Raw genomic sequence first — 25888 nt, 5'->3', positions numbered from 1 at the left:
TTCAGCGCGTTGGACGTATCGCCAGGAGGCGACCTCAATGGAACAGTCCAGCACCACATGGCCCTGGCCGGACCTGCCGCCCGGCCCCCTCGGCTCACCTTCGCCCGACCTGCCCCGCCGGCACGCCGAGGCTCCCCTGGAGCCGACGACGATGCCCAGTGGCGACAAGATCGTGATGGCCGTCCGGTACGAGGACGTCCGTACCCTGATGACCTCGCCGTCGTGCAGCCGGAACCTGCGGACCCCCGGCCTGCCCAGGATGGTCAGCGGCACCAGCGTGGACGACGACCCCGCCGCCCTCATCAACCAGGACCCGCCGGAGCACACCCGGTACCGGCGCATCATGCAGGGCACGTTCACGCCCCGGCACATCGAGCGCTGGCGTCCGCGCGCCGCGGCCATCGCGAACGAGCTGCTCGACCGGGCGGGCGCGGACTTCGACGTGGTGACCGGCTTCGCGTTGCCGCTGCCTGCCCGGGTGATCTGCGAGATGCTCGGCGTCCCCATGGACCGCTTCGAGCAGTTCCGCGGCTGGACCGAGACGTTCCTGTCCACCTCCGACGCCGACGCCGAGGCCAGGGGCGTGGAGTTCGCGGCGTTCCTGGACTATGCCCGCGAGCTCATCGCCGCCCACCGGGCCGAGCCCGGTGACGATCTGCTCGACCTGCTCATCGAGGCCCGCGACGAGGGCGACCGGCTGAGCGAGGACGAGCTGACCAACATGGTGTTCACGCTGATCCTGGCCGGGCACGAGACCACCGCCTCGATCATCATCAGGGGCGTGTTCCGCCTGCTGAGCCATCCCGAGCAGTACGGGCACCTGGTGGCGTACCCCGGACTGCTGGAACCCGCGGTGGAGGAGATCCTCCGCTACGAGGGGTCGGGCGGCAACGGGCTCCTGCGGCTGGTGACCAGGGACCTGGAGCTGTCCGGCGGGGTCGTGCCCGGCGGTTCGGTCGTGCTGCCCAACCCGTCGGCCGCCAACCACGACCCGTCCGTGTACGCCGATCCCGGCCGGTTCGACATCCGGCGCTTCGCCACGTCCCCGCCTCATCCGCATCTGTCCTTCGGGCATGGGACGCACTACTGCCTGGGCGCGAACCTGGCTCGGATGGAACTCCAGGAGGCCTTCCGCGCGCTGACCGGGCGGCTGCCCGGGTTGCGGGCGACGGAGGATCTGGCGTCGGTCCGGTGGAGCTCCGACGGGCTGATCTACCGGCCGCTGCGGCTGGGGGTGAGCGCCTGAGCAGGTGGTCCCAGATCCACCCAGAGGGAACGCAGCCCCCGAAGGCGGTCGCTTCGTGTCCAGACCGGAGGGCGTCCGGGGGCGCGGGAGAAGGAGGGGAAGCGGGCCAGCAGCGCGCTGAAGGCGATCTCCGCCTCCATCCTGGCCAGCGGCGCGCCGAGACAGTGGTGGATGCCGTGGCCGAACCCCAGGTGGCCGGAGGCGGGTCGCCTGACGTCGAGCAGGCCGGCCTCGGTGAAACGGGCCGGATCCCGGTTGGCGGCCAGCAAGGACACGTGGACGACCTCGCCGGCCGGGATCTTGACGCCGCCATAGGACACCGGCGCGGTCGTCACCCGGAGGCTCGCCTGGCCGACCGGGCCGTCGAAGCGCAGGAACTCCTCGACCGCGCCCGGGACCAGGGACGGGTCCGCGCGTAGCGCGGCAAGCTGGCCGGGATGGTCGAACAGGGCGTTGAGGGCGTTGCAGATCAGGTTGACGGTGGTCTCGTACCCGGCGACGAGCAGCAGGAACGCCGTGGCGATCAGCTCCCGCTCGGTGAGGGCGTCGCCCTCGTCGCGGGCCTGGACCAGCGTCGACAGCATGTCCTCGCCCGGGTCGGCCCGCTTGGCGGCGACCAGTGCCGACAGGTAGCCGACCATCGCGGCGGTCGCCGCCGCCTTCTCCTCGGCGGGCGCGTGGCCGATCAGCGCGTCGGTCCAGGCCTCGAAGTCGCCGCGCTCGCCGGGGACGATGCCGAGAATCTCGCAGATCACCGTGATCGGCAGGGGCCCCGCGAAGCGGGCCATGAGATCGACCACCCCGCCGTCCCGGACGAGGCCGTCCAGAAGCGATTCGGTGATCTCGACGATCCGGGGGCGGAGCGCGTCGATCGCCTTCGGGCTGAACGCCTTGGCCGCCAGGCGGCGGAGCCTGGTGTGGTCGGGCGGATCGCAGTTGATCATGTTCTGCGTGAGCCACTGACCGCTGATCATCGCACGCGCGCCGTGCCGGGCGAGCGCGGCCTCGACGTTCGCGTTGGCCTTGGACAGCGCGGGATCGGCCAGCGCGGCCCGCCCCTCGGCATAGCCGGTGATCAGCCAGCCCGGCGTGCCGCCCGGCGCCTGATCCATCCAGAGCACCGGGGACTCGCTCCGCCAGGCGAGGTAGCGGGAGTGCGGATCGTCGTAGAACGCCTCGTCCATCACGGCAGGACCTGGGTGGTCAGGGGCGCCTTGAAGGGGAGGACGAAGAGAGGGCCGGTGACCACCGCCTGTTCGCTTCCCGGTCCGAAGGGGAGGTCGGCGATCTGGCGGCAGGTGCCCCGGTCCTCGATTCCGAAGATCGGGCGGCCGTCGCGGCCGATGTTGAAGCGGCCGGTCAGGGAGATCCGGTCGCGGACCCTTCCTCGCTCGTCCACGAAGAAGCCGTGGATGGGAGCGGTCGCGGAGAAACCACGCCGGCCCTGGACCTCCTGGACCAGGTCGGAGATCAGGAAGCGCAGGGTGCGGCCTTCCGCGTCGGTGACCGTGCCTTCCAGTTCGCCCAGGAACGGGGTGAAGAGGCCGGGGGCGGCCGTGGCGAAGCCGTCCGGGTACGGCTGGGGCCGCTTGGCGAGCTGGGAGATCCGCCACATGCGTTTGAAGGTGCCGGTCCGGATGGTGTACGTGCCGTGCTCGCACACGAACGGGCGCAGGGTGCGGCCGGTCAGGTCGATGGTCTCGCGGACGATCGGGTTACCGGTGCCGGGGTCGCCGAACCGGTCCTCGTCCACGCGTACCGACAGTCTGTGAGGCGTGAGTTTCAGGACGAAGCCGGGGCCTACGGCTCTGACCTGGTGGGCGTTCTCCTTGATGGTCAACCCCGGGGCGCCCGGCTGAGCGGGGAGCGCCAGTGCAGTGAGCAGGGTGACGGTGATCCGTAAGACCATGGGTCCTCCCTCGCGACCGCGCGATCACTTCAGCGTACTAGTCGCCGCCCGGCAGGACGAGGCCGTTGTCGTAGGCGAAGATCGTGGCGTGCAGGCGGTCGCGGACGCCGAGCTTGGCCAGGATGGCGGCGACGTGGTCCTTGACGGTGGCGGCGCTGATGCCGAGCTTCGCGCCGATCTCGGCGTTGCTGTGGCCTCGGGCCACCTCTGCGAGGACGTCGTTCTCCCGGGGGGTCAGCGCGGCGAGCGCCTCGGAACGGCTGGGCGGGCGGTGGCGGGCGAACTGCTGGATCAGGCGGCCCGTGACGGCGGGGTCGAGGAACGACTGGCCGGTGGCGGTCAGCCTGACGACCTCGATGACGCGGCCGGGCTCGGCGTCCTTCAGCAGGAAGCCGCAGGCGCCGGCGCGCAGGGCGGAATACACGTATTCGTCGAGGCCGAACGTGGTCAGGACGACGACGCGGGAGCCGGGCAGCGCGGTGGTGATCGTCCGGGTGGCGGACAGGCCGTCGGTGCCGGGCATCTTGATGTCCATCAGGATGACGTCGGGACGCAGGTCCTCTGCCAGGGCGATCGCGGCGGCGCCGTCGGCGGCCTGGGCCACGACAGTGATGTCGGATTCGGCGGACAGGACGGCCGCGATGCCGGCGCGTACCATCGCGTGGTCGTCGGCGAGCAGGACGCTGATCATGACGGCAGCCAGACGCGGACCTGGGCGCCCCTGGCGGACACGGCGCCGCCGGCGGCTTCGGCGACCATGCGCAGGCGGCGGGTGGCGCGGCCGGCCGGGGCGGACAGCTCTACGCCTTCGGGCAGGTAGGTGACGGTGAGCGGGGCGTCGTGACCGAGGAGTTCGCGGGCCGCCCAGAACGCCGTCGCCTCGACCGCGCCGTGCATCTGACGCCGTTCGCCGACGCTGGTGACGAGCACGCCCCGCCGTACGGCGAGGGCGTCGATGCCGGCCAGGCACGGCGGCGGGTCGTCGTCGGCGGGACGGCGGAGTTCGCCGAGCAGGTCCCGCAGCGCGTTGAGCGCGGCCCGCGACCGCGCGGCGACAACGGGCAGGTCGTCGCCCGCGGCCACGAGCGCTTCGGCGTGCCGCAGCGCGGTCGCGCGCAGCCGGGCGGCGACACGGGCGCGCTCGGCCAGCGCCGCCCGCTCGCGCAGCCGGCCGTGACGGGCGGCGGCCCCGTCGCGGCGGCGCGCCCTCCCGGCGGCGAGCAGCACACCGGCCGCCCAGGCGATCCCCACCGGGACCAGCACGAACGCGCTCAGCAACACCCACGCGGCGAACCGGTTCCCGACGATCCCCGGCCCCCAGGCCAGCGCGGCGCCCATCGCGGAGCCCACGGCCAGCGGCGCGAGCACGCCGCGCGGGCCGCGGGCCACGCCGATGCCGTAAACCATGATCAACTCGATCCAGCCGCACCACAGCACGAGGTCCCCGCCCGGGGTGATCGGCCAGCCGGCGACCCGCGCCAGCTCGATCAGCGGGTACAGGGACAGGGTCACGGCGAGCGCGGGTATCGGGCGCGCGAGGTGCCAGCGCAGGGGGAGCGCGTGCAGGATCAGCAGGGGTACGAGCAGCGCCAGTTCCTTGGCCAGCAGCGGAACGTCCCCCGGATCGGGCACCAGCAGCCCGCCCACCGGGATCCCGACGCCCAGGACCACCGGCGCCCAGTTCCGGACATGCTCGCTCCACCACCGCCCCCGCCGGAGGCCGCCGCCGCCGAGCGGCAGCACGGCACGCACCCGCCAGCCGCGCGCCATGGGACCCGCTGCGGGACCCGCTGCGGGACCTGCTGCGGGACCCGCTGTGGGGCCCGCCTCCAGCGATCCGCCCGCGGCCGCGGCCTCCGAGCGCAGAACCGCCAGGCCGCAGCCGCTCCCCGCGTCGAACGCGCCGCCTCTCCCCTGGTCGGTGACGGTGACGACCAGCCGCCCGCCGTACCCTCTGACCAGCACCTCGACCGGGACGCCTGGCGCGTGACGCCGGCTGTTGGTCAGCGCCTCGCGGACGATCCGCACCGCCAGCGCCGCGATCGGCGGCGGCGCGTCCTCGGCGTCCCTGCGGTAGGAGACCCCGCGCTCCGGCCAGGCGGCGACGAGCGCGTCCAGGTCGGCCAGACGCGCGTGGTCCGCGCGGGCGTCGAGCGCGGCCAGCCTGGTCAGCTCCGCGACGACAAGCCGCCCTTCCCGTACGGCATGCGCCCCCGCCTCAGCCGTCATCCGGTCATCGCGCACATGCAGCGCGGACGAGGCGCCGATCATGATGCCGGTCAGCCGGTGGGCGGCGGTGTCGTGAAGGTCGGCGGCCAGCCGGTGCCGCTCGGCCTCGGCCGCCAGACCGGGCACCGCCGCGGCGCCCGAGGCGTACGCGGCGAACGCGCGCCTCCTGGCTCCGTGCGTCCGTGCCGACCTGCCCAGCGCCCAGCCGGCGGCGCTGAGACCGGCGGCCAGGAAGGCCACCCCGGCGACCTGGTCGGGAGTGCCGCCCTTGGCCAGGGTCACGGTTGTCGCGCTCGCCGCGGCCAGGGCTACGAACCAGAGGACGACGCGGGCCGTACAGGAAAAGGACAGTCCCGCCACCACCGCGACGGCCGCGAACGAGCCTGCCCACCACACCGTTCCAGGATAGGGATATCTTGGCGGGCCATGTCGCCAAGATCGTGGTTATGGTGGGGCGTCGCCGTTGTGCTCACGCACACGCACCTGATCTTCGCCACCCCCTCCGGCGGCATCGGGTGTGCCGGGATCGGCCTGTATCAGGTGGTCGCCGCCGAGCTGTGGTCGATCGCGGACTGGGTTCCGCTGGTCTGGTACTCGGGGATACCGGCGGTCGGACTGGTCGTGGTGACGTGCTGGCTGTGGGAGCCGTGGACCGCCCGGCAGATCTGAGCGGCGGTGAGCCCCGGGGCGGGTGCCTCGGGGCTCATCAGGTGGGACCGTTATCGCTCGTAGTGCTCGTGCAGGGTGACCGAGCGGTACTCGTGGGTCCTGTTGATCCTGGCGTCGACCAGCCAGACCTTCGCGTACACGTCGTCCTTGTTGTCGGTCCAGGAGTTGTCCTCGTCGAGGCGGCTGCCGCCGACGCGGATGTCGAACTCGGCGCTGAGGCCGCCGGACCAGGCGGAGACCCAGCTGACGGGGACGGAGAAGAGCGCGTTGTCGAAGGCGGGGTCCTCGCCGAACGTCTTGGCCGAGAACGGCTCGCCCGGCGCGTCGATGATGGCCTGGGCGTCGCTCTGGCTCATGGTGACGTCGATGCCGATGTGCACGTCGTAGATGCCGGGACCGGCTTTGGTGATGCCCAGGCAGATGACGGCGTTCTTGTCGGTCCTGCAGGACTGGGCGTTGGCCGGGGGTGCGACGAACAACATCAGCGTGGCGATCGTGGCTGTCAGGACGCTGATCGCGGCGACCAACCGGCGGCTCATGGTGGTGATCAAGGGTTCTCCTCGGGATGGTGCGCCCCGCTCTCGTGGCGGCGCGCTCATCCCGTAGGGCGTGACATCGCCGTTCCATCGGGGTGGAACGGCGCATGGCACACGCCGGACGTCAGCTGACGAGCAGCAGCGACTTGCCGACCGTGGCGCGTTCGGCGAGGGAGGCGTGGGCGTCGGCGGCGCGCTCCAGCGGGAACGTGGCGCCGATCCGTGGCGTGATGACGCCCTTCGCGGCGAGGTCGAGCGCCTGGGCCAGCACGTCGCGGACCTCGTCCTGCTCGGGCGGGCCCGCCTCCAGCGCGTTGTGGACACGGACCTTGCGCCGCTCGGCGAGTTCCGGGTCGATCGTGGTGAACTCCCCGCCGGAGGTGCCGTAGGTGACGAACCGCCCGCCCTCGGCGGCCGTCTCGAACGCCGCGAGCCCGAGCGCCCCGCCCACGCCGTCGAAGACGAGGTCGACGCCGCCGGTGGCCGCGCGTACGCGCTGCCGCCAGTCCTCGGCCGAGTAGTCCACGACGAACTCGGCGCCCAGCTCGCGGGCCAGGTCCAGCTTCTTCTCGCCCCGCGCGGCCGCGGCCACCCGGGCCCCGGCGTCGCGGGCGAGCTGCACCAGGAGCGACCCGGCCCCGCCCGCCGCCGCGGTGACCAGAACCCACTCCCCCTTCACGACCGCCCCGTCACGGGCGAGCAGCAGCGCCGTCACCCCGTCATGCAGTACGGCCGCCGCCTCCCGGAAACCCAGCCCGTCCGGGATCTCGACCACCTCGCCCGCGGCGGCGGCGATCCGCTCGGCGTACCCGGTGGACGACCTGGCCACCACCCGCCGCCCTGTCCACGACGGGTCGACGCCCGCGCCCACGGCCGACACCACGCCCGCTCCGCCGCCGCCGGGCACGTAGGGAAGGTCGCGGGGGAAGAAGTCCGCGCCCCAACCGGCCCGCAGCAGGGTGTCCAGATAGATGACGTCGGCGACGGCCAGGTCGACGACCACCTCGCCCGCGCCGGGGACCGGGTCGGGCGCCTCGACGGGCGTCAGGACTTCGGGGCCGCCGAACTCTCGCACATGAATGGCTCTCATGCCCCTACCCTTTCAACCTCCAGCATGATTGAGGTCAAGTCAGGCGCGTGAAGAGGCCGTCCAGCAGCGACGAGAGGCCGAACTCGAAGGCGTCGCCGCCGGTGGGGTAGTCGGGCTCCAGGCGGGCCCGCAGGCGGGGGAAGCGCTGGGCGGTCTCGACCATTTCCGTCATCGCCTCGTCCATCCGCTTCTCCTCGTCGGCGCCCGCGCGGCGCACCTTCGCGCGCAGGGCCGACTCGGCCGCCTCTCCCTGCGCGGCGCCGATCACGAACATCAGGATCGACGCGGCGACCCGGTCGGCGTCGGGCGCGGCGAAACCGGCCGATTCGTGGACGGTCAGGCAGTGCTCGTCGTAGCGGGCCTTGTTGGGGCCGTAGATGACGTGGGTGCTCATGGCCGGGATCAGCCAGAAGTGGCGGACGATCATCTCGTGGGCGCCGCGGGCGAGTTCGGCGGCGGCCTCGCGCCAGCCCATGGCGGCCGGGTCGGGCAGCCCGATCTCGCCGAAGACGTGGTCGGCGGCCAGCTCGACGAGCCGGTCCTTGCTCTTGACGTGGTAGTACATGGCGGTCGCGGCCGAGTCGAGCTGGGCGCCGAGCCGCCGCATGTTCAGGCCGGCCACGCCCTCGGCGTCTAGGACCTCGACGGCGGCCAGGACGATCTGCTCTTTGGTCAGCGACATACCGCCATCATATTGCACTTAGTTCAACAACGCCTTAGGGTTTTACTAAGTTCAAAATGAGGAGACTTCCATGAACGCCCGTATCGCCGCAGCGGTGATCCAGCTACTGACCGTGGTCCCGTTCCTGCTGGGGATCTACTCCGTGACCTTCTACGGCGCCGCCGCCCAGCGAGCCGCCGAGACCGAGATGGCCCGCCAGAACCAGCCCCTGGAGCTGCTGACCCGGAACGGCATCAGCTTCGCCGGCAGCGAGGGCCTGGCGATCGTGATCATCGTCATCCTGGTGGCCCTGGCGCTGCTCAACCTGACCGGCAGGCGGATCGGCCGGATCCTGTCCTGGATCTTCCAGCCGATCCTGCTCGTGCTCGGCGTCGTCATCATTCCCGGTCAGGTGTTCACGGCCCGCTTCCTGGAGCCGGTGCTGCCCGGCGTGGACACGCACGCGCTGGTCGCCGCGGCCCTGGACGCCATGCCCGCATGGGCGACGGCCGCGAGCTGGGCCAAGCTCGTGCTCACCACCGCCGGCTCGATCGCCGTCGTGGTGCTGCTGATCCGGGCGGCTAAAGCCACTTCGCGGTAGGCCAGGACTCCAGTTGCCAGGCGCTGTCCCAGAACATCCACTCGAACTCCGCCGCCTTCACGAAGGCCGCCCGCATCTGCTCCAGGAGCGCCGGGTCGGCCTCGGCGGCGAGGCGGTCGGTGATCTGCTTGGCACGGGTGACCGACGCGGCGTACTCGGGGTCGGCGTAGGTGGCGATCCAGGCGCGGTACGGATGGGTCTCGGAGCTGCGGCCCACCAGCGCGGTGCCGACGTCCTCGTAGATCCAGAAGCAGGGCAGCACCGCCGCCGCCAGCACCGGGTACGGCGCCGACAGCGCGGTGGCCTGCAGCCAGGAGGAGTAGCCGAGGGCCGTCGGCGAGGTGGGCACGCCGGTCAGGTCGGCGGCCGTCAGGCCGTACTGCTCGATGTAGCCCTCGTGAAGGGTGCGCTCGGCGGCGATGGCGTCGTGGGCGGCCTGCGACCAGAAGGCCATCTCGTCCGGGTCCGCCGCCCTGACGGCCGCGGTGGCCAGGGCCTTGGCGAACGCCTCCAGGTAGCGGGCGTCCTGGACGATGTAGAAGGCGAAGCGCTCACGGGAGAGCGTGCCGTCGCCCAGGGCGGTGTTGAACGGGTGCTCGTGGATGGCCCGCAGCAGGCCGGCGGTTTGGTTCCAGGCGTCGTCGGTGAACACGACAGTCCCTTCGCTAGTCCGAACTAGATCAGGTTCGACGGGTTTGGATCTCAGCCCTTGGCGGGCACCCCGCGTCGCGCGCTCACAGTAACAGCCGCCAGTGCGGTGAGGCCCATCAGGAGGGCGCCGAACCACAGGGCGCCGGTGATGGCCAGGTTGTCGGCCACGATCCCGCCGAACGCGGCGCCGAAGGCGATGGCCAGGTTGAAGACGGTGGTGTTCAGCGCGGTCGCCGCCTCGGCCGAGGGTCCGGCGCCCTTCAGGATCCAGGTCTGCACGGCCACGGGGGCGCCGCCGTAGGCCAGGCCCCAGATCAGCAGCAGGATCGAGCCGGTCACCGGCGTGGTGCCGGCCAGCGGGAAGATCACCATGATCACGGCCAGGGTCACGCTCAGCGTGACGACCCGGCGCCGGACGTCCCAGGAGGAGCCGACGAAGGTGCCGACGACTCCGGCGACGCCGAAGCCGAGCAGGACCGGGCCGATCAGGTCGGCGGGCACGCCGGAGACGTTCTGCAGGATCGGGCTGATGAAGGTGAAGGCGGCGTACTGGCCACTGACCACGAGGAACGTGGAGATGACGGCGGCGCGTACGACCGGGTTGCGGAACTGGCGTGGCAGTTCGCGCAGGCGGACGGGGGCGGTGGCGGGAATCCTCGGCAGCAGCCACAGCAGCGCGCCGACCACCAGGAGGGCCAGCACGCCGACGGCGGCGAAGGCGACCCGCCAGTCGGTGAGCCCGCCGATGAGCGTCCCGGCCGGGACGCCGAGCACGTTCGCCGCGGTCGCACCGCCGAAGGCCAGCGAGGTGGCCCGCGCGACATGACGTTCCGGCACCAGCCGTACGGCGATGCCCGCCGCGAGCGCCCAGAACCCGCCGATCCCGATGCCGACCAGGAACCGGGAGGCCAGCATGACGCCGAAGTTGGGCGCCACCACGGAGACCGCGTTGGCCACCACCATCAGGCTGAGCAACCCGATCAGCACGGTACGCCGGTCCAGCCGCCCGATCGCCACGGGCAGCAGGGGCGCGGTGGCGGAGGCGACCAGGCCGGGCACGGTCACCATGAGCCCGGCGGCGCCCTCGGAGATGTCCAAGGAGCCGCCGATGGCGGTGAGCAGGCCCACGGGCAGCTGCTCCACGGTGACCATGGCGAACGTGCCCACGGCCACGGCAGCCACGGCCAGCCATTCCTTCAGTGAGACCTCTTCTTGCGTGACGATGGACACGCTGATCACCTCTCATTGATAATCTCAACGTTGAGATATCATCACTTTATTGTGTGAACGTCAAGTCTATGAACGCTAAGAGGTTTCGCATGAGCGACGCGGTGGACATGCTGCTGGCCCAGTGGAAGAGGGAACGCCCCGACATCGACCCCTCTCCGATGGGGGTCATCGGCCGGGTCTCCCGGCTCAGCCTGCTGTTCGGCGGCGAGCTCAAGGCGTTCTTCCAGGAGCACGGGCTGGAGCGGTGGGAGTTCGACGTGCTGGCCACGCTGCGCAGGTCCGGCGCGCCGTACGAGCTGAGCGCGGGGGAACTGCTCAAGGCGGCCATGGTCACCTCGGGCGCGATCACCAACCGGATCGACCGCATGGAGGCCAAGGACCTCGTCGAACGCGTCAGGGCCAGCGGCGACCGCAGGTCGGTGCGGATCCGGCTCACGCCGCAGGGTCTTGAGCTGGTCGACCGGCTCGTCGGGGCGCACGTGGACAACGAGGACCGCCTGCTGGCCGCGCTCGGTCCCGCCGAGCGCGATCAGCTGGCGGGGCTGCTGCGCACCTTGCTGGAGTCGCTGGGAGACACCAGCCTGGTAGAATGAAGATGGAGAAGGCCGCTTCCCGTGATCACGGGGGCGGCCATGCTGCGTTCATGACCTTTCTCAGCCAGCTCGCGCGCACCGAGCGGTTCACGCTCGGCCGGCCGTCCTCCTTCACCGTCTCCGCCGACGGGCGTACCGTCTTCTTCCTGCGTGACAGCAGTCTGTGGGCGCATGCCCAGGGCGAGGAACGCCTGGTGGCGGGGCCCGGCATCACCGCGTACGCGGCCGACGACGACGGCCGGGTCCTGGCCTTCGAGCGCGACGGGCAGCTGTGCACGGCCGAGGGCGCGCTGCCCTCCGCGGAACCGGTGCGCGCCCCCCGGCCCGACCCCACGGGCGAGCGCGTCGCCTACGTCAGCGCGGGCGCGCTCCGGGTCATCGGCGTGGACGGCGACGGCGACCGGGCCGTGGCCGAGCCCGACGGGCCCGAGGTGACGTGGGGGCTGCCCGAGTACGTCGCACCCGAGTCGATGGGGCGGCGCGAGGGCTTCTGGTGGGCGCCCGACGGGCGGCGGTTGCTGGTGGCGCGGGTGGACACCGCGCCCGTCCAGCGCTGGCATCTCGCCGATCCGTCCGACCCGTCCCGGCCGTCGCGCTCCTTCCCCTATCCGGCCGTGGGGACCGCCAACGCCGACGTGACGTTGTGGATCGTCGATCTCGACGGCACACGGATCCGCGTCGAGGCCGACGACGAGTACCTGACCGCCGCGGGCTGGGACGCGCACGGGCCCTACGCCGCCGTGCAGAGCCGCGACCAGCGCCGGGTCCGGATTCTCGCCGTCGATCCCGCCACCGGGCGGACGGAACTGCTGGCCGAGCAGCGTGACGCCGCCTGGGTGACGCTGGTGCCGGGTCTGCCGCGCCGTACCGGGAAGGGGGTGTGGCTCACGAGCGACGACCGCGACGACACCCGCACCCTCCTGTACGGCGGGCGGCCCGTCACCCCGCCCGGCCTGAACCTGCTGGCGGTGCGGTCCGTGGACGGCGAGAGCGTGCTGTTCACCGCCACCGACGAGCCCACCGAGACCCAGCTGTGGTCTTACCACCCGGACGCCGGCCTGGAGAAGCTCGGCCCGGCCGGACTCGACGACACCGCGCGCGGCGGCACCACGGTGATCGGCGCCAGGATCCGCGCCAGCGGCGAGGAGATCGTCTCCCACGCCGAGAAGCCGGTGCTCGACCTCCGGATGCGCCTGCTCAGGCTGGGCCCGCGCGAACTGCGGGCGGCGCTGTTCCTGCCGTCGTGGCACCGGGAGGAGGACGGGCCGCTGCCGGTCCTGGTGGACCCGTACGGCGGACCGGCCATGCGCAAGGTGACCGCCGAGCCGTTCTGGGCCACCTACGTCTCGCAGTGGTTCGCCGAGCAGGGCTACGCGGTGCTCGCGGTGGACGGCAGGGGCACGCCGGGCCGCGGCCCCGCCTGGGAGCGCGCGATCCACCTCGACATCGCCCAGCCGGTGCTCGACGACCAGGTCGAGGGCCTGCACGAGGCGGCGAAGCTGGAGCCGGCGCTCGACCTGGGCCGGGTGGCGATCCGCGGCTGGTCGTTCGGCGGCTTCCTGTCGCTGGTCGCGGTGCTGCGCCGGCCGGACGTCTTCCACGCGGCGATCGCCGGCGCGCCCGTCACCGACCAGCGCATGTACGACACCCACTGGCGCGAACGGCACCTCGGGCAGCCGCACGAGCACCCGGAGGCCTACGACCGGTGCTCGCCGCTGCTGGAGGCCGACCGGCTGACCAGGCCGCTGCTGCTGATCCACGGGCTGGCCGACGACAACGTGGTGGCCGCGCACACGCTGCGCCTCTCGGCCGCGCTGCTGGAGGCCGGGCGCCCGCATGAGGTGTTGCCGCTGACCCGTGCGGGGCACCGGCCGACGGCCGAGTTCCTGCTCGCGCACCAGCTCGACTTCCTGCGCCGCGCGCTGCCCGCCGAAGGTTTTCGTTGATCGGAAATTGTCGGACTGGTCGGGTAAATTCCCGTTCACTGATCGACCGATACCAATCTTGGAGGTCGTCCTTTGAACGCGGACAGACCCGCGTGGGAGCAGCTCAGCGCGTTGCGGGTGGTATCACCCATCCAACCGCGCAAGCTGGCTAAAGTGCCCTTCGTCGAGATGGCGGAGGGCCGGCTGCAAGGTGTGGTGTCCAGCGGTTCCGACATCGAGCGGGTGTACGTCTCCTCGATCACCGCCGGAACCCACGGCTACAACTGCAGCACCAACAACAACCGGCCCTGCGGCGGGCTGCGCGGCGCGCCGTGCAAGCACCTGCACTCGCTGGTCGACGAGGCCGTCCTGCAGTACGGCCTCGATCAGGTGGCCCGCTACCTGCGCGTCGAGGGCGAGCGCGCGGGCGACCTGGTGCGCAACCTGGACGGCGGGCACGAGTCCATCCCCGCCGCCGTGGTCTTCAGCCGCTTCCTGCGGCACCTGGCCTACCTCGAACTGCCCGCCACCGGCGAACCGGTCGCCGAGATGCACTGGTTCCCCTCGCTCGGGGCGGTGAGCTGATGCTCGCCACGCAGCTCGCGGCCCTGCGCGAAGGCCCGCAGCCCGGACTCGACGAGGCGCTCGGCCTGGTGGCCGGCTTCGACGACGCGCTGGCCAACGGCTTCGCCCGCCTGGGTGAGGAGCGCGCGGAAGCGCTGACCGCGCTCGCCGGCGCGGTCGCCGCCACTCCCCTCGGCCCCCTGGCCGCGGACGCCGCCGGGAAGCTCACCGCGGGCTCGATCGCGGAGGAGCACCTGACGGCGCTGGCCGGAGCGCGCACCACGCTGCTCGGCGCGGTGCACGACGCGCTGCTCGCCCGGCTCGACACCGCGCTCGGCCGTACCCGCGCGCCCTGGAGCGGCGCCCAGCCCTCGGCCGCCGACCCGCTCACCAGCGCCTGCCGCTCCTGGCTGGCCGAGCTGGCCATCACCGGCTGGCGCGGCGTCGACCACGAACTCGCCTCCTCCGCCGACCAGGCGATCCAGGGCATGCTGGCCGAACCGCGGCTGCGCCGGGCGGGCGTCCTGCTCGACGGCCTCGCCGCGGAGCTGCGCGCCTCCTCCCCGGTCGGCGCGATGGAGCATCTGCCCGTGCGCCGCTGGGCCGACCTGTGGGCGCGCGCCCTGCTGCTCACCCAGACGGGCGCGGTGGAGGGCGCCGAAGAGGTCTCCGGCCGGCTGCTGCCACTCGGTGTCGACATCCACGAGCACGGTACGGCCGCGCAGATCCAGCTCCACGCGATCCTGGAGCCGCACGGCCGCCTGGTGCGCACCAGCGTGTCCGCGGCCAAGGTCGACACGATCGCCGGGCCGTTCGTGTGGCAGCTGTTCCAGGACTACCCCGTGCTGACCGGCGCGCTGGCCAAGCACCTCAGCCTGGAGATCACCGGCATGACCCTGCTGCCCAGCGGCGACCTGCTCTGGCAGGAGGCCAAGGCCGGCGCGGGCGCCTACAGCGACCCGTTCGCCACCGCCCGGGTCCAGCTCGGCGGGGCGAGCGCGCCGGCGGTGCCGCCGCTGGACCGCCACCCGGTCCGCGTCGCCGAGCCGGTGTTCGTCGAGGGCTACAAGAGCGACGGGGCCGTGATCCGGCTCGACGGCGCCGAGCTGCCCTTCGACCTCGACCGGCTGCCGCAGTCGGGGCCGCTGACGCCCCAGCTGCTCAAGGCGTCCACCGCGTGCATCGGGCTGATGCGCTGGGACGGCGGGGGATGGCGGCTGCAACCGCTGGCCGTACAGGCGAGTGTGAAGAAGGAGCCGGTGGCCGCGCACAACGGCGACTGGGCGCAGGGACCCACCGACCAGAAGGTGCTCAAGAGCGGCGCCAAGGCCGGCGACCCCGTCTCGGTGCTCAAGGAGCGAGCGGGACGGTTGTTGCGCAAATGAGCGAAACCCGACGTCAGATCCTTTACTGGCGCCTGCTGGCACGCGTGTTCGAGGGCGAGGAGCAGCCGTCTCTGGAGAAGGCCAGCGTCGCCATCGTCGACGACCTCGGGCTGCCGCCCGCGCTGCTCGACCCGGGCGTGTCCATCGACAACCTGGTGCAGCGCCATCCCGAGCTGGCCGACAGGCTGCGCAAGCTGGACGGCGACGAGGTGACCAACGCGGCGCTGGTGTCGAAGCTGCTGCTCAACACGTTCGCCACCGGCAACGGCACGGTCAGCGCCACCCAGCTGGCCGGGTGGAAGCAGGACGCCGGATGGCTGCAGGAGGCGTTCGGCGGCGAGGCGGCGGGCGAGCTCGGCAAGGTCGAGGCCGACCTGGTCAGGCGCATGCACCTGCGCGAGGTGCTGGCCGACCCGCAGCTGGCCAAGCAGCTCACGCCCAGCATGTCGCTGATCGAGCAGCTGCTGCGCGACAAGGCGAACCTTTCCGGCGTGGCGCTGGCCAACGCCAAGGCGCTGATCCGCCGGTTCGTCGACGAGGTCGCCCAGGTGCTGCGTACACAGGTGGAGAAGACCAGCGCGGGCACGATCGACCGGTCGGTGCCGCCGAAGCGCGTCTACCGCAACCTCGACCTTGAGCGCACGATCTGGAAGAACCTCACCAACTGGAGCCCCGAGGACGAACGGCTCTACGTCGACAAGCTCTTCTACAAGCAGACCGCCAAGCGCACCACCCCGGCCAAGATGATCGTGGTCGTCGACCAGTCGGGCTCGATGGTGGACGCGATGGTCAACTGCACGATCCTGGCCTCGATCTTCTCCGGGCTGCCGAAGGTGGACGTGCACCTGGTCGCGTACGACACCCGGGCGCTCGATCTGACCCCGTGGGTGAACGACCCGTTCGAGGTGCTGCTGCGCACCACGCTCGGCGGCGGCACCAACGGCACGGTCGCGATGGCGCTGGCCCGCCCGAAGATCACCGATCCGCGCAACACCGTCATGGTGTGGATCTCCGACTTCTACGACAACCGGTCGCTGATCACGGACTTCGAGGCGCTGCACAAGTCGGGCGTCAAGTTCATCCCGGTGGGCTCGGTGAACAGCTCGGGCCACGCCAGCGTGGACCCGTGGTACCGCCAGAAGCTCAAAGCCCTCGGCACACCGGTCATCTCCGGACACATCCGCAAGCTCGTCAACGAGCTCAAGACTTTCCTGAACACCTAGGAGCCTCCGTTGCTGCGTGCCCCCGCAGAGATCAAGTTCGCCGAAGAGCTCGACTACCTCGAGTCGATCGACACCTCCCCGAAGCCGTTCTCCTGGCGGCTCAGCCCGCGCATGGTGCGCATCTTCGTGCTCGGCTCCGACCGCGCCGACGGACTCGACCGCGACATCCCGCAGAAGTGGTTCGGCGACCGCAGCTTCGTCGAGCGCAGCGTCGTCACGCTCGCCTCCGACCGCGGCCTGCTGCTCATCGGCGACCCCGGCACGGGCAAGAGCTGGCTGGCCGAGCTCCTGTCCGCGGCGATCTCGCGCAACTCCACACTGGTCGTCCAGGGTACGGCCGGCACCACGGAAGACCACATCAAGTACTCCTGGAACGTCTCCATGGTCATCGCCAAGGGCCAGTCCAAGGAGTCGATGATCCCCTCGCCCATCATGACCGCGATGGAACGCGGCGTGATCGGCCGCTTCGAGGAGCTGACCCGCTCCACCAGCGACGTGCAGGACGCGCTGATCTCGATCCTTTCGGAGAAGTACGTCTCCATCCCCGAGCTGCCCGATGACGACAACATCGTCTTCGCCCAGCCCGGCTTCTCCATCATCGCCACCGCCAACAGCCGTGACCGGGGCGTCAACGACCTGTCCTCGGCCCTGAAGCGCCGGTTCAACTTCGTGCGCATCCCCGTGGTGACGAACAAGAAGAGCGAGGCGGAGATCGTCCGCTTCCGTACCGAGGAGCTGCTGCGCAGGCACCAGATCGAGCTGGAGCTGCCGCCGACGCTGCTGGACATCCTGCTGCAGAGCTTCGCCGACCTGCGCGCCGCCGCCGCCTCGGCCACCAGCGACGACGAGAAGCTGGAGTCGGCGCTGTCCACCGCCGAGCAGATCGGCGTGCTGGAGGACGCCATCCTGCACAGCCAGTTCTTCGGCGACAACACGCTGAAGGCGGCGACCCTGGCCAGTTCGCTGGTCGGCTCGCTGGCCCGGCGCAGCCCCGAGGATCTGGCGATTCTCAACAAGTACCTGCACGGCGTCATCGAGCCGCGCAGCAAGAAGGACGAGGGCGGGCCGTGGAAGGAATTCCTCGACGGCGGCCGTGAGGCGATCTCCACCCTGTCATGAACCCCTTCGACCCCCTGCGCGAGCAGCTCGCGAGCGCCGCGGAGACGTTCGGCGCCGGTCTGATCGACGACGTCGAGCAGGCGCTGCGGACCGATGTGGAGATCTTCCCGGTCTGCCACCACTCGCCGGCCTCCGGGCTGGCGATGGTCCGGCGGCTGAGGGAGAAGCAGCCCAAGGTCATCTACCTGGAGTTGTGCGAAGACCTGCGACCCGTCCTGGACGAGCTGCACAACTGCAAGCTCCCGGTCGCGCTGCAGGCCTTCGCCACCGACATCGACGGCTTCCCGAAGGAGTGGGCGCCGCTGAGCGTGGTCGCGCCCATCACCGAGTCGTCCGCGGAGTACCAGGCCATCGCCTACGCCCTGGACACCCCGGGCGTGGAGATCGTCCTGGTGGACCGGTCGGTCGACCACGTGTTCCAGTGGGAGCCGCGGGCGGAGTCGGCCGACGTCGGCATCGAGATCGGCGACCTGCGGCCCGGCTTCGCCGCCCTGGAGGAGCACCTGCTCCACCACGGCAAGGTGCGCCACTGGTCGGAGTGGTGGGACCAGTACGTCGAGCAGCCGCTGTCCGGCGCGGACTACGAGACCTACCGCCAGGTCATGGTGCTCATCGGCAGCCTGTTCCGCCGCATCAAGCCCGGCGGCAACGAGGTGGACGAGGACCGCGAGCGCTACATGTGGACCAGGATGCGCGAGCACCTGGCCGCGACCGGCGCCGACCCCGCCGACTGCCTGTACGTGTGCGGTGCCTTCCACGCCGCCAGCCCGGTCATGGACGAGCACCTCGACATCAGCCCGCGCACCAAGACGAGCTGGCTCTACGGGCTCATCCCCTCCAGCCACTCGGCCATCGAGAACCAGTTCGGCCTCGCGCCGGGCTCGGTCTCGATCGCGGCCGCGACCTGGGACAAGTCGCTTAAACGGCACGGCCTGGCCTCCTACCAGCTCGGCTCCAAGCGCAAGGGCAAGGCGCCCGCCCCGGTCGAGTCGCAAGGGCTGCACGCCTTCCTCACCCAGCCGCCCGTCCTCGACGGCTTCGACGAGGCGGAGCTGCTCGGGTGGTGCGTCGAGATCGTCCGGCTGGCCAGGCGCAACGGCTACCTGGCCAGCACCGCCGACGCCATCGCGGTGTTCGAGACGTCGATCCTGCTCGCGGGCATGCGCAACAGGAAGCGGCCTACGCCGTACGACTTCCAGGACGCCGCGGTCACCTGCATCGAGAAGGACGTCGTGCCCGGCCGCAGGGACGTACGGCGGCTGGTCGAGATCATGCTCGGCGGCGACAAGGTCGGGCAGGTCGGCTACGACTCGCTGCCGCCCCTGGCCAGAGACGTCCTCGACCGGCTCAAGCCGCTTGGGCTCGACCTGGAGAAGCGGACCATCCAACGGGCCCTGATCGACCTCGACGCCCAGCCCGAGCTCGAACCCTGCTCCCACCTGCTGTGGATCCTGCGCAGGCTCCTGCCCGACGACGCCGTCCGGCCCATCATGGGCTCGCGCCGGCTCGGCGAGCGCTCCCACCAGGAGAGCTGGGACCTGTCGATCGGCCGCAACCAGCGCTCGATCATCGAGCTGGGCTACGAGGGCGTCACCATCGAACAGGTCCTTGAACAGCGGCTACGGCGCGCGGTCTGGGACCCGAAGGCGACCGCGTCGGCGGCGCTGGACGCGGTCGAGGACTCCATCCTCTACCTGGGCAGCAGGCGGTTCACCGACGAGCTCGGGGCCCGCGCCATCCAGTTGCTGTCCGGCGAGCGCACCGTCGACGACGCCCCCGACGTGCTACGGCGCATCCGCCGCCTGCTGGCCCACTACCGGGCCACGGAGCCGGAGCTGCCGGAGTGGGCCAAGGCGTTCGTGACCACCGGGTACGCGCACTACTGCACGTTGCTGCCCACGGCCTTCGTCGAGGAGGAGACCGGGGTCCGCCAGGTGGGCGCGATGCTCGGGTTCCTGTTCACGATGGAGAGCCTGGCGTTGTCGCTGGGCTGCGACCGGGCTCAGCTTGAGCTGGCCGTACAGCAGTCGCACCCCACGGTGCCGGCGAAGGTGGCGCTGCTGTGGACGGCGCGCTACCAGCTCGGGCTGCTCAGCATGGCCGAGCTGCGGGAGCTGGTCGGTGAGCTGCTCGGCAGCCCGCTGGTGGTGCCGTCGGTGCCGCAGTACGTGAGCGGGTTCGTGCAGGCGCTGGAGTCGGCGCCCGCGCTGGCGCCGTTCGTGGTGGAGGTGTTGTCCAGGGCGTTCGGGCAGTTGCCCGACGACGTGCTGCTGCCCTGGCTGCCCAAGCTGATCACCGCCCTGCGGGAGCAGGCGCCCGAGCTGGTGCCGGTGCTGGTTCGTGAGGCCGAGCGGACGTTCCCCGCCCGGCTGGGCGAGGTGGACTCGTTCACGCCGCCGTGGCTGGCCAAGCCTTCGTCGCGCAAGGCCGTGGCGGCTTCCGGGCCGGTCAGTGAGTTGCTGGCCGCGCATCCGGCGACCGGGGCGGCGGTCGGGGAGCTGCTGGGATGTGAGCCGGTCGCCGACCTGAACGCCGAGATCGGCGCTCTGCTGGCGGCGTACCCGGAGACCGGGGTGGCTGTCGCGGGCGTTCTGACCTGACCACCCGCGCGGAAGCGGCCGGGCTTCGGCCGGCCGCTTCCGTCAGTCGTCCGCCGCCGGCCCCCGGCCGGGCAGGTCGGCGCCCGCGACCGTGCAGGTCAGCGCGGCCACCTCGGCGGCGAAGGCGGCGGCCGCGCGGGCGGTCTCCAGGTCGAGCCGGTCCAGGCGGCCGCCGAGATGTCCGTGCAACCGGTGCAGCAGCCCGGCGGTGAACGCGTCCCCCGCGCCCACCGTGTCCACCACCTCGACCGGCACGCCGGGCACCACGACCCGCTCGCCGTCCAGTGACACCATCGCCCCGGCGGCGCCCCGGGTCACCACGACCAGGCGTACGCCCTGCCCGTGCCATCGGTCGCAGGCGGCCTCCTGGGAGGTTCCCGGCAGCAGGAAGGCCAGATCCTCTTCGCTGAGCCGCAGAATGTCGGCGCCGCCGGGCAGTCGCTTCAGGTAGGCCTCTCGACCGGCGAGGCCGGGCCGTACGTTGGGATCGATGGAGATCGTCGCGTACGGCGCCGCGGCCGCCACGAAGTGGGCCACAGCCTCGCCCCCAGGCTCCTTGACCAGCGCCAGCGACCCCGTGTGCAAGCACGACGCTTCGCCGAGCCGATCGAGCCCGAGCTCGGCCCTGCTCCATTGAAAATCCGCCGCCCCGTCGGCGTGGAAGGAGTAGACGGCCCGCCCGGCCGCATCGAGCGTGGCGACGGCCAGCGTGCTCGGCTCGGCGGCGTCCACCACCCCGGAGACATCGACCCCGGCCCCGACCAGCCGCTCCCTGAACAGCCGCCCGAACACATCACCAGAAATCCGCCCCAGAAACCGAGTGGGCGTCCCCAGTCTCCCCAGCGCCACCGCCGTGTTGGCCGGACCGCCCCCCGGCAGCACCCGAAGCGCCGGCTCCCCGCGGACCGCCTCACCAGAGAACGCGTCCGCCACACACTCCCCCAGCACCGCGATCACCGAACCTCCCAGGACCGTCAGAGCGAAACTACTGCCTGTTGGAGAAGACGAGCACGGCCACGACCGCCGCGAGCACCACGAGCAGCACCAGCGCGCTCTGGGCCGCCGCCGTCCAGCCCCGGTCGGCGGCGGCCAGGAAGACGGCGCCGGTCAGCGTTCCGCCCAGGACGCCGCCGGTCTCCTGGGCGGTGCCCAGCACTCCGGCCGCGGCGCCGGCCCGCTCCCTGCGTACTCTCGCCAGGACGGCCGAGATCAGCGGGGACATCAGCAGGCCCATCCCTGCCCCGACCACTCCGAGCGCCGCCGCTATCAGGTACGGCTCGCCCGCGCCGACCGCCCCGCGCACCAGTACCAGACCGGCCACGATGGCCAGTGCTCCGGCCACCGGGCGGCCCCGGCGCAGGGAGGCCACGAAGAAGCCCGCGTTGAGCGCGGTGAAGACCATCCCGGCGGCCAGCGGCCCGAGACCCAGGCCGTCCTGCAGGTAGACGGCCAGGACGAACGACAACCCCGCCGACCCGCCGAACAGCAGTGCCACGGCCACCAGCCCGCGCGCGAAGCCCGGCTCTCCGAACACGCGCAGGTCCAGCAGGGGTTCGGGGCGCGTACGCTGGCGGGCCACGAACGCCGTGAGCAGGGGCGCGGAAAGGGCGAGCAGCAGCCAGGTCCACGGCGGCCAGCCCAGTTCCGGCCCCTGCACCAGCGGCAGCACGATCGCCGCCAGCCCACCCGCGACCAGCAGCGCTCCCGGCACGTCCAACGTCCGCCCCGCAACCGCCGGAGCGGAGGCCGGGAGCTCGGGGAGGACGATCCTGGCCGCCAGCAGGGCGGCGACGCCGATGGGCAGGTTGATGAGGAAGACCGCGCGCCAGCCCAGCCCGCCGAGGTCCGCCGCCATCAGCAGTCCGCCGACCACCTGCCCGCTGACGCCGGCCACGCCGGTGGCGGTGCCGTACCAGCCGAAGGCCCGAGCGCGGTCGGCGCCGGGGTAGAGGGCGCCGATCAGCGTGAGGACCTGCGGCGCCAGGAGAGCGGCCGCGCTCCCCTGCACGACCCGGGCCACGATCAGCGCGAGGATGCCCGGTGCCGTACCGGCGGCCACGGAGGCCAGCGTGAACAGCGCGAGCCCGGCCATGAAGATCCTGCGCGCCCCGTAAAGGTCCCCGAGGCGGCCGGAGATGATCAGCCCGGCGGCGTAGGCCAGGCCGTACCCGCCGAACACGAGCTGCGTCGCGGCGGGACCGGCGGCGAGGTCGGTGCGGATGGAGGGGATGGCGACGTTGGCGATGAAGAAGTCGAGCGTGGTCACGAACACCGCGACCAGCACGACGGGCAGGGGCAGCCAGCGGCTGGGGCTGCGCACGGCTGGGCTGGCGAGGACCACGACGGCTCCTGGGGCGAGAGGGATGAGCGGTGGTTGAACACCAGCCCGGTCGAACCGGTTTCACCCTGCTCCCAGCCGGTTCCGATCCCCTGCCGATCCGCTACGGATGCCGCATAATCTCCCCGTAATGCCGAATCTTCACCTCTTCGCCGCCCGTATCGCGCCGGTCATCGACGCCGCCCACGTCAACCTTCACGCCGCCGCCCGCCCCGGCTTCGAGCACCCGGCGTTCACCCCGGGCTTCCTGGTCGACCTGCGCTCCACGCTCCCCCTCCGTCCCCTGACCCGTGCCGGCCTGTCCACGATCTACCGCTACACGAAGCCCGCGGACCTGGCGGAAGAAGTGGCCGTCCACCTGGCCCAAGGCACACTCAAAGAAACGGACGCCCTCCACCCGACCCCCAAGACCACCGCGTTCATCAGGGCCCTGTACGCCCACCACGAAGCCACCGCCGCCAGGATCTGGCCCGACGTGACGCGCCTGGCCGCCCAGGTGGCCCGCGTGCTGGCCGCCGCCCCCAGGCGACCGGGCGGCGCGCTGGAACTGATGGCCCCGCCCTACGAACCACCCGGCGCCGCACCGGGTCTCCTGCTGTTCAACCGCCTGGCCGTGCTCCGCTACAGCCGGGCCGACGCCCACGCCGCCGCCTGGCGGGCAGCGGGCCTCACCGCCGGGGAGGTGGTGAACCTGCGGGAAGGCCCCCTGCACGCCGAGATCGAACACGCCACCAACGTGGCGGCGGCCGAGCCGTACAAGGTCCTCACGGACGAGGAGCGCGCCGAACTCCACACCGGTCTGAGCACGCTGATCTGACTCAGTGCAGCCCTTTCTTCCCGAGGGCCCAGAAAGGCTTGACCTTGATCGAGGTACGGGCCCAGTTCCGCTCGCGCACCAGAAAATCGCGGACCATCTGGCAGGTCTTCGCCTCACCCGCCACGTAGGCGGCGCCGGTGTTGCCGGGCAGTTCCAGCTCGGCCAGCCCGGCCAGCAGCACGGTCGAGGACACGGCGGGGACACCGCGCCGGTGAACGCGCCGCAGCGGGTGCTCGCCGGGCATCGGCAGGTCGTGCTCGGCGCTCTCGCTCTCCAGCACCCCGTACACCTCCGCCGCCGGCCCGAGCTCGCGGATCATCGGCCCGAACGCGGCGCTCGCCGTCTCCTCGCCGACGAACACGTGGAACGGCGCCTCGCGGGTGAAGAAGTCGCCCTGCGGCCACCACAGCGTGACGGCCGAGCCGGGCTTGGTCTCGCGGGCCCAGACCAGGCCGATGCCGTCACCGGGATAGTCGTGCACGCGCAGCTCGATGGCGAGCCCGTCGAGCTCCCAGATGGTGTACGTGCGCAGCGTCTCACCGGGCCGCAGGATTCCGGGGACCGACAGCGGGTCGGTGATCTGGACCCTGACGTGCTGGCCCGGCCGGTACGGCAGGCCGATCGGCGCGCTCGCCACCAGCCGGATCCGCCGCATCGTGGGCGTGACCAGCTCGTTGTGGGTGACGGTCGCCTCGACCGTGTAACGGGCGAAGTATTTCCGCATCACGCCTCCTTAATAGCGATAGGCTAACTTAGAGCTATTAAGCAAACATAGATGCTCTAGGATGTCAATGTGGCAACGACAAGGCGGGACAGACTCCGGCAGGCGACACTGGCCGAGATTCACGCGGCGGCGCGGCGGCTGCTGGTCGAACAGGGATCGGGCGCGGTCACGATCAACGCCGTCGCCAGGGAGGTGGGGATGAGCGGCCCCGCGCTCTACCACTACTACTCCGGGCACGACGAGCTGGTCGGCGCCGTCACCGCGGGCTTCTTCCGCGAGGTGGCCGAGGTGATGGAGACCACCCGCGACCGGCACTCGGGCGAGCCGCTGGAGACGCGCATCCTGGAGACGTGCCACGCCATGCGCACGTGGGCGATCACGCACCCGGCCGAGTTCGGCTGGATCTTCGCCAGCCCGCCGAGCCCGCCCAACAAGCTGCCGGAATCACCCCGATACCAGGCCGCCCACCGCTTCGAACAGATCTTCAGCGGCCTGGTCACGGAGTTGTGGCAGACCAGGCCCTTCCCCGTGCCCAACCTGGCCGACCTGCCGCCCTCCCTGCAGGAGCAGCTACGCGACTACTCGGCCGCCATCGGCGGCGCGCTGCCGCCCGAGGCCGCGCACGTCTTCCTGTCCTGCTGGATCCGCCTGTACGGCCTGCTGTGCATGGAGGTCCTTCACCAGCTCGACTTCGCCTTCACCGACCTGTCCCCGGTCTACGAGGAGTGCCTGCGCGAGCTGGGCGAGAGGCTCGGCTTCCGCTAGCCGAACACCTCGTCACGGGCCAGGTCCAGCGCGGTCAGCACGGCGCCCTGCAGGACGGCGTTGCCCTCGACCGTGCTCGGCCGCACCCGGGTGGGCGCCGGCGAGCGCAACGCGACCTGCTCCTCGACCAGCGCGGCCAGCTCCTCGCCGCCCTCCCGGCCGATGCGTCCGCCGAGCACGACCAGTCCGGGGTCGAGCACGGCGACGACCGCGAACACGCCCCTCGCGACGCGCTCGGCCAGGCCCGTGCCGTCCTCCAGCGCGACCTCGACCGCACGGCAGAGGGTCGGGTCGTGCATGCCCAGGTCGAGCGTGCCGATCTCGCCGGCGCCGCCGGACATGCCCCTGCGCAGCTTGCCGCCCAGGACGATCGCGCCGCCGACGCCGTCGTCCAGCCACATGAGCACGAAGTCGGCGACGCCGCGAGCCGAGCCCTGCCGGTGCTCGGCGATGGCCGCCAGGTTGGTCTCGTTCTCCAGGACGACCTGGACGCCCAGGCTCCGCCGTAGCTCGCCGAGCAGGCCGGGATGCCAGCCGCGCACGCGGTAGTCGCTGGTCAGCGCGCTGGTCTCCGGGTGGACGAGGCCGGGCGAGCCGATCACGACCGCCTGCAGCCGCCGCCCGCCCGCGGCCTGCGCGACCGCTCCGGTGATCGCCTCGTACAGGTCTTCAGAAGGCTCCCGTACGGCGGTGCCGACCTCACGCCCGGTCAGGTCGGCCACGGTCACGCGCAGGCCGGTCCAGCGGATGTCCACCCCGGCGACGTGCGCGCGATCGGCCACCAGCCCGTAGACCCGGGCGTTCGGCCCGCGCCGGTCCTCGCCCGACTCGCCGGTGACCTCGATCAGTCCGGCCGAGCGCAGCCGTTCGACCAGGTCGGAGACCGTGGGCCGGGACAGGCCGGTGATCTCGCGCAGCTGTGGAGCGGTCAGCGGGCCGCGTTCGAGCAGCAGGTCGAGGGCGAGCCGATCGTTGATGGCGCGCGCCATGGCCGGGGTCGCGGTCTTCACGGG

The 25888-nt window shown here is 71.8% G+C and carries 25 protein-coding genes and 1 riboswitch; of the genes, 12 read left to right on the top strand and 13 right to left on the bottom strand.

Annotated elements, in window-relative coordinates; genetic code table 11:
* The first annotated feature begins 37 nt into the window (after positions 1-37).
* The gene (locus tag ACIBI5_RS14700) at positions 38-1246 is read left to right on the top strand and encodes a cytochrome P450 (RefSeq protein WP_397246924.1); all 1209 of its coding nucleotides are present in this window, start codon (positions 38-40) and stop codon (positions 1244-1246) included.
* Here the strand turns inward: ACIBI5_RS14700 and ACIBI5_RS14695 are convergent.
* The 4 genes from ACIBI5_RS14695 to ACIBI5_RS14680 are packed head-to-tail and all read right to left on the bottom strand — an operon-like array spanning position 1213 to position 5780.
* Entirely contained in the window at positions 1213-2430 is a 1218-nt protein-coding gene (locus tag ACIBI5_RS14695; RefSeq protein WP_397246922.1) for a cytochrome P450, read from the bottom strand. The two genes, ACIBI5_RS14700 and ACIBI5_RS14695, sit on opposite strands and share 34 nt — an antisense overlap.
* The gene (locus ACIBI5_RS14690; protein WP_397246920.1) at positions 2430-3155 is read right to left on the bottom strand and encodes a hypothetical protein; all 726 of its coding nucleotides are present in this window, start codon (positions 3153-3155) and stop codon (positions 2430-2432) included. Before ACIBI5_RS14690 ends, ACIBI5_RS14695 begins: the two co-directional genes overlap by 1 nt.
* A 37-nt stretch (positions 3156-3192) precedes the next feature.
* Positions 3193-3846 (bottom strand): response regulator, encoded by a 654-nt coding sequence (locus tag ACIBI5_RS14685; protein WP_397246919.1) that lies wholly within the window; start codon positions 3844-3846, stop codon positions 3193-3195.
* Entirely contained in the window at positions 3843-5780 is a 1938-nt protein-coding gene (locus ACIBI5_RS14680; RefSeq protein ID WP_397246917.1) for a sensor histidine kinase, read from the bottom strand. Before ACIBI5_RS14680 ends, ACIBI5_RS14685 begins: the two co-directional genes overlap by 4 nt.
* A gap of 30 nt (positions 5781-5810) precedes the next feature.
* On the opposite strand from ACIBI5_RS14680, the gene ACIBI5_RS14675 reads away from it, so the two are divergent.
* Positions 5811-6053: a hypothetical protein gene (locus ACIBI5_RS14675; protein WP_397246915.1), complete on the top strand. Its 243-nt coding sequence runs from the start codon at positions 5811-5813 to the stop codon at positions 6051-6053.
* 50 nt (positions 6054-6103) lie between these two features.
* Here the strand turns inward: ACIBI5_RS14675 and ACIBI5_RS14670 are convergent, their stop codons facing one another.
* From ACIBI5_RS14670 to ACIBI5_RS14660, 3 genes are all read right to left on the bottom strand, one after another.
* Positions 6104-6604: a hypothetical protein gene (locus tag ACIBI5_RS14670; RefSeq protein ID WP_397246913.1), complete on the bottom strand. Its 501-nt coding sequence runs from the start codon at positions 6602-6604 to the stop codon at positions 6104-6106.
* A 109-nt stretch (positions 6605-6713) separates the two neighbouring features.
* Positions 6714-7679, bottom strand: a complete 966-nt coding sequence (locus tag ACIBI5_RS14665; RefSeq protein ID WP_397246911.1) for a zinc-binding dehydrogenase — start codon at positions 7677-7679, stop codon at positions 6714-6716.
* A 34-nt stretch (positions 7680-7713) separates the two neighbouring features.
* Positions 7714-8361, bottom strand: coding sequence for a TetR/AcrR family transcriptional regulator C-terminal domain-containing protein (locus ACIBI5_RS14660; RefSeq protein ID WP_397246909.1), 648 nt, complete (start codon positions 8359-8361; stop codon positions 7714-7716).
* Between the two features lie 70 nt (positions 8362-8431).
* On the opposite strand from ACIBI5_RS14660, the gene ACIBI5_RS14655 reads away from it, so the two are divergent.
* The gene (locus ACIBI5_RS14655; RefSeq protein WP_397246907.1) at positions 8432-8941 is read left to right on the top strand and encodes a hypothetical protein; all 510 of its coding nucleotides are present in this window, start codon (positions 8432-8434) and stop codon (positions 8939-8941) included.
* Here the strand turns inward: ACIBI5_RS14655 and tenA are convergent.
* On the bottom strand, positions 8922-9593 hold the full coding sequence (gene tenA / locus ACIBI5_RS14650) for a thiaminase II (RefSeq protein WP_397246906.1): 672 nt from the start codon (positions 9591-9593) through the stop codon (positions 8922-8924). The genes ACIBI5_RS14655 and tenA overlap by 20 nt on opposite strands.
* A riboswitch (TPP riboswitch) is annotated at positions 9581-9675 on the bottom strand. Its footprint overlaps the gene before it by 13 nt.
* Positions 9644-10822 carry an MFS transporter gene (locus ACIBI5_RS14645; protein WP_397246904.1) on the bottom strand — a complete coding sequence of 393 codons (1179 nt, stop codon included), beginning with the start codon at positions 10820-10822 and terminating at the stop codon, positions 9644-9646. It overlaps the preceding riboswitch by 32 nt.
* A gap of 89 nt (positions 10823-10911) precedes the next feature.
* Between ACIBI5_RS14645 and ACIBI5_RS14640 the strand changes: the two genes are divergently transcribed.
* From ACIBI5_RS14640 to ACIBI5_RS14610, 7 genes are all read left to right on the top strand, one after another.
* The gene (locus ACIBI5_RS14640; protein ID WP_397246902.1) at positions 10912-11415 is read left to right on the top strand and encodes a MarR family winged helix-turn-helix transcriptional regulator; all 504 of its coding nucleotides are present in this window, start codon (positions 10912-10914) and stop codon (positions 11413-11415) included.
* Between the two features lie 50 nt (positions 11416-11465).
* A complete protein-coding gene (locus ACIBI5_RS14635; protein ID WP_397246900.1) occupies positions 11466-13361 on the top strand; it encodes a prolyl oligopeptidase family serine peptidase in 1896 nt (631 codons plus the stop codon).
* 153 nt (positions 13362-13514) lie between these two features.
* On the top strand, positions 13515-13925 hold the full coding sequence (locus tag ACIBI5_RS14630) for a hypothetical protein (RefSeq protein ID WP_397246898.1): 411 nt from the start codon (positions 13515-13517) through the stop codon (positions 13923-13925).
* Positions 13925-15289 carry a hypothetical protein gene (locus ACIBI5_RS14625; protein WP_397246896.1) on the top strand — a complete coding sequence of 455 codons (1365 nt, stop codon included), beginning with the start codon at positions 13925-13927 and terminating at the stop codon, positions 15287-15289. Before ACIBI5_RS14630 ends, ACIBI5_RS14625 begins: the two co-directional genes overlap by 1 nt.
* Entirely contained in the window at positions 15286-16512 is a 1227-nt protein-coding gene (locus tag ACIBI5_RS14620) for a VWA domain-containing protein (protein WP_397246894.1), read from the top strand. Before ACIBI5_RS14625 ends, ACIBI5_RS14620 begins: the two co-directional genes overlap by 4 nt.
* 9 nt (positions 16513-16521) lie before the next feature.
* Positions 16522-17631 (top strand): AAA family ATPase, encoded by a 1110-nt coding sequence (locus ACIBI5_RS14615; RefSeq protein WP_397246892.1) that lies wholly within the window; start codon positions 16522-16524, stop codon positions 17629-17631.
* Positions 17628-20231, top strand: coding sequence for a DUF5682 family protein (locus ACIBI5_RS14610; protein WP_397246890.1), 2604 nt, complete (start codon positions 17628-17630; stop codon positions 20229-20231). The genes ACIBI5_RS14615 and ACIBI5_RS14610 overlap by 4 nt, the downstream gene beginning before the upstream one ends.
* A gap of 42 nt (positions 20232-20273) precedes the next feature.
* On the opposite strand, the gene ACIBI5_RS14605 is transcribed toward ACIBI5_RS14610, so the two are convergent.
* The gene (locus ACIBI5_RS14605; protein WP_397248022.1) at positions 20274-21164 is read right to left on the bottom strand and encodes a carbohydrate kinase; all 891 of its coding nucleotides are present in this window, start codon (positions 21162-21164) and stop codon (positions 20274-20276) included.
* A gap of 52 nt (positions 21165-21216) precedes the next feature.
* Positions 21217-22572, bottom strand: coding sequence for an MFS transporter (locus ACIBI5_RS14600; RefSeq protein ID WP_397246888.1), 1356 nt, complete (start codon positions 22570-22572; stop codon positions 21217-21219).
* Positions 22573-22699: 127 nt separating this feature from the next.
* On the opposite strand from ACIBI5_RS14600, the gene ACIBI5_RS14595 reads away from it, so the two are divergent.
* Entirely contained in the window at positions 22700-23386 is a 687-nt protein-coding gene (locus ACIBI5_RS14595; RefSeq protein ID WP_397246886.1) for a hypothetical protein, read from the top strand.
* A 1-nt stretch (position 23387) separates the two neighbouring features.
* Here ACIBI5_RS14595 and ACIBI5_RS14590 read toward each other — a convergent pair whose 3' ends face one another.
* Positions 23388-24110 (bottom strand): siderophore-interacting protein, encoded by a 723-nt coding sequence (locus ACIBI5_RS14590; RefSeq protein ID WP_397246884.1) that lies wholly within the window; start codon positions 24108-24110, stop codon positions 23388-23390.
* Between the two features lie 69 nt (positions 24111-24179).
* Between ACIBI5_RS14590 and ACIBI5_RS14585 the strand changes: the two genes are divergently transcribed.
* Positions 24180-24875 carry a TetR/AcrR family transcriptional regulator gene (locus tag ACIBI5_RS14585; RefSeq protein WP_397246882.1) on the top strand — a complete coding sequence of 232 codons (696 nt, stop codon included), beginning with the start codon at positions 24180-24182 and terminating at the stop codon, positions 24873-24875.
* Here the strand turns inward: ACIBI5_RS14585 and ACIBI5_RS14580 are convergent.
* Entirely contained in the window at positions 24872-25885 is a 1014-nt protein-coding gene (locus tag ACIBI5_RS14580; protein WP_397246880.1) for an ROK family transcriptional regulator, read from the bottom strand. The genes ACIBI5_RS14585 and ACIBI5_RS14580 overlap by 4 nt on opposite strands.
* Positions 25886-25888: the final 3 nt, after the last annotated feature.

The organism is Nonomuraea sp. NPDC050540, from assembly GCF_044457485.1.
Lineage (GTDB): Bacteria > Actinomycetota > Actinomycetes > Streptosporangiales > Streptosporangiaceae > Nonomuraea.
The sequence above is the reverse complement of the archived record's forward strand: the minus strand, read 5'-3'. Positions and strand labels throughout refer to the sequence as shown.

Coding starts and splice junctions, on each gene's coding strand:
- ACIBI5_RS14640 (WP_397246902.1), top strand. CDS start 10,912: ATGAGCGACGCGGTGGACATGCTGCTGGCCCAGTGGAAGAGGGAACGC.
- ACIBI5_RS14590 (WP_397246884.1), bottom strand. CDS start 24,110: ATGCGGAAATACTTCGCCCGTTACACGGTCGAGGCGACCGTCACCCAC.
- ACIBI5_RS14655 (WP_397246907.1), top strand. CDS start 8,432: ATGAACGCCCGTATCGCCGCAGCGGTGATCCAGCTACTGACCGTGGTC.
- ACIBI5_RS14625 (WP_397246896.1), top strand. CDS start 13,925: ATGCTCGCCACGCAGCTCGCGGCCCTGCGCGAAGGCCCGCAGCCCGGA.
- ACIBI5_RS14695 (WP_397246922.1), bottom strand. CDS start 2,430: ATGGACGAGGCGTTCTACGACGATCCGCACTCCCGCTACCTCGCCTGG.
- ACIBI5_RS14675 (WP_397246915.1), top strand. CDS start 5,811: ATGTCGCCAAGATCGTGGTTATGGTGGGGCGTCGCCGTTGTGCTCACG.
- ACIBI5_RS14660 (WP_397246909.1), bottom strand. CDS start 8,361: ATGTCGCTGACCAAAGAGCAGATCGTCCTGGCCGCCGTCGAGGTCCTA.
- ACIBI5_RS14700 (WP_397246924.1), top strand. CDS start 38: ATGGAACAGTCCAGCACCACATGGCCCTGGCCGGACCTGCCGCCCGGC.
- ACIBI5_RS14685 (WP_397246919.1), bottom strand. CDS start 3,846: ATGATCAGCGTCCTGCTCGCCGACGACCACGCGATGGTACGCGCCGGC.
- ACIBI5_RS14595 (WP_397246886.1), top strand. CDS start 22,700: ATGCCGAATCTTCACCTCTTCGCCGCCCGTATCGCGCCGGTCATCGAC.
- ACIBI5_RS14665 (WP_397246911.1), bottom strand. CDS start 7,679: ATGAGAGCCATTCATGTGCGAGAGTTCGGCGGCCCCGAAGTCCTGACG.
- ACIBI5_RS14620 (WP_397246894.1), top strand. CDS start 15,286: ATGAGCGAAACCCGACGTCAGATCCTTTACTGGCGCCTGCTGGCACGC.
- ACIBI5_RS14610 (WP_397246890.1), top strand. CDS start 17,628: ATGAACCCCTTCGACCCCCTGCGCGAGCAGCTCGCGAGCGCCGCGGAG.
- ACIBI5_RS14690 (WP_397246920.1), bottom strand. CDS start 3,155: ATGGTCTTACGGATCACCGTCACCCTGCTCACTGCACTGGCGCTCCCC.
- ACIBI5_RS14635 (WP_397246900.1), top strand. CDS start 11,466: ATGACCTTTCTCAGCCAGCTCGCGCGCACCGAGCGGTTCACGCTCGGC.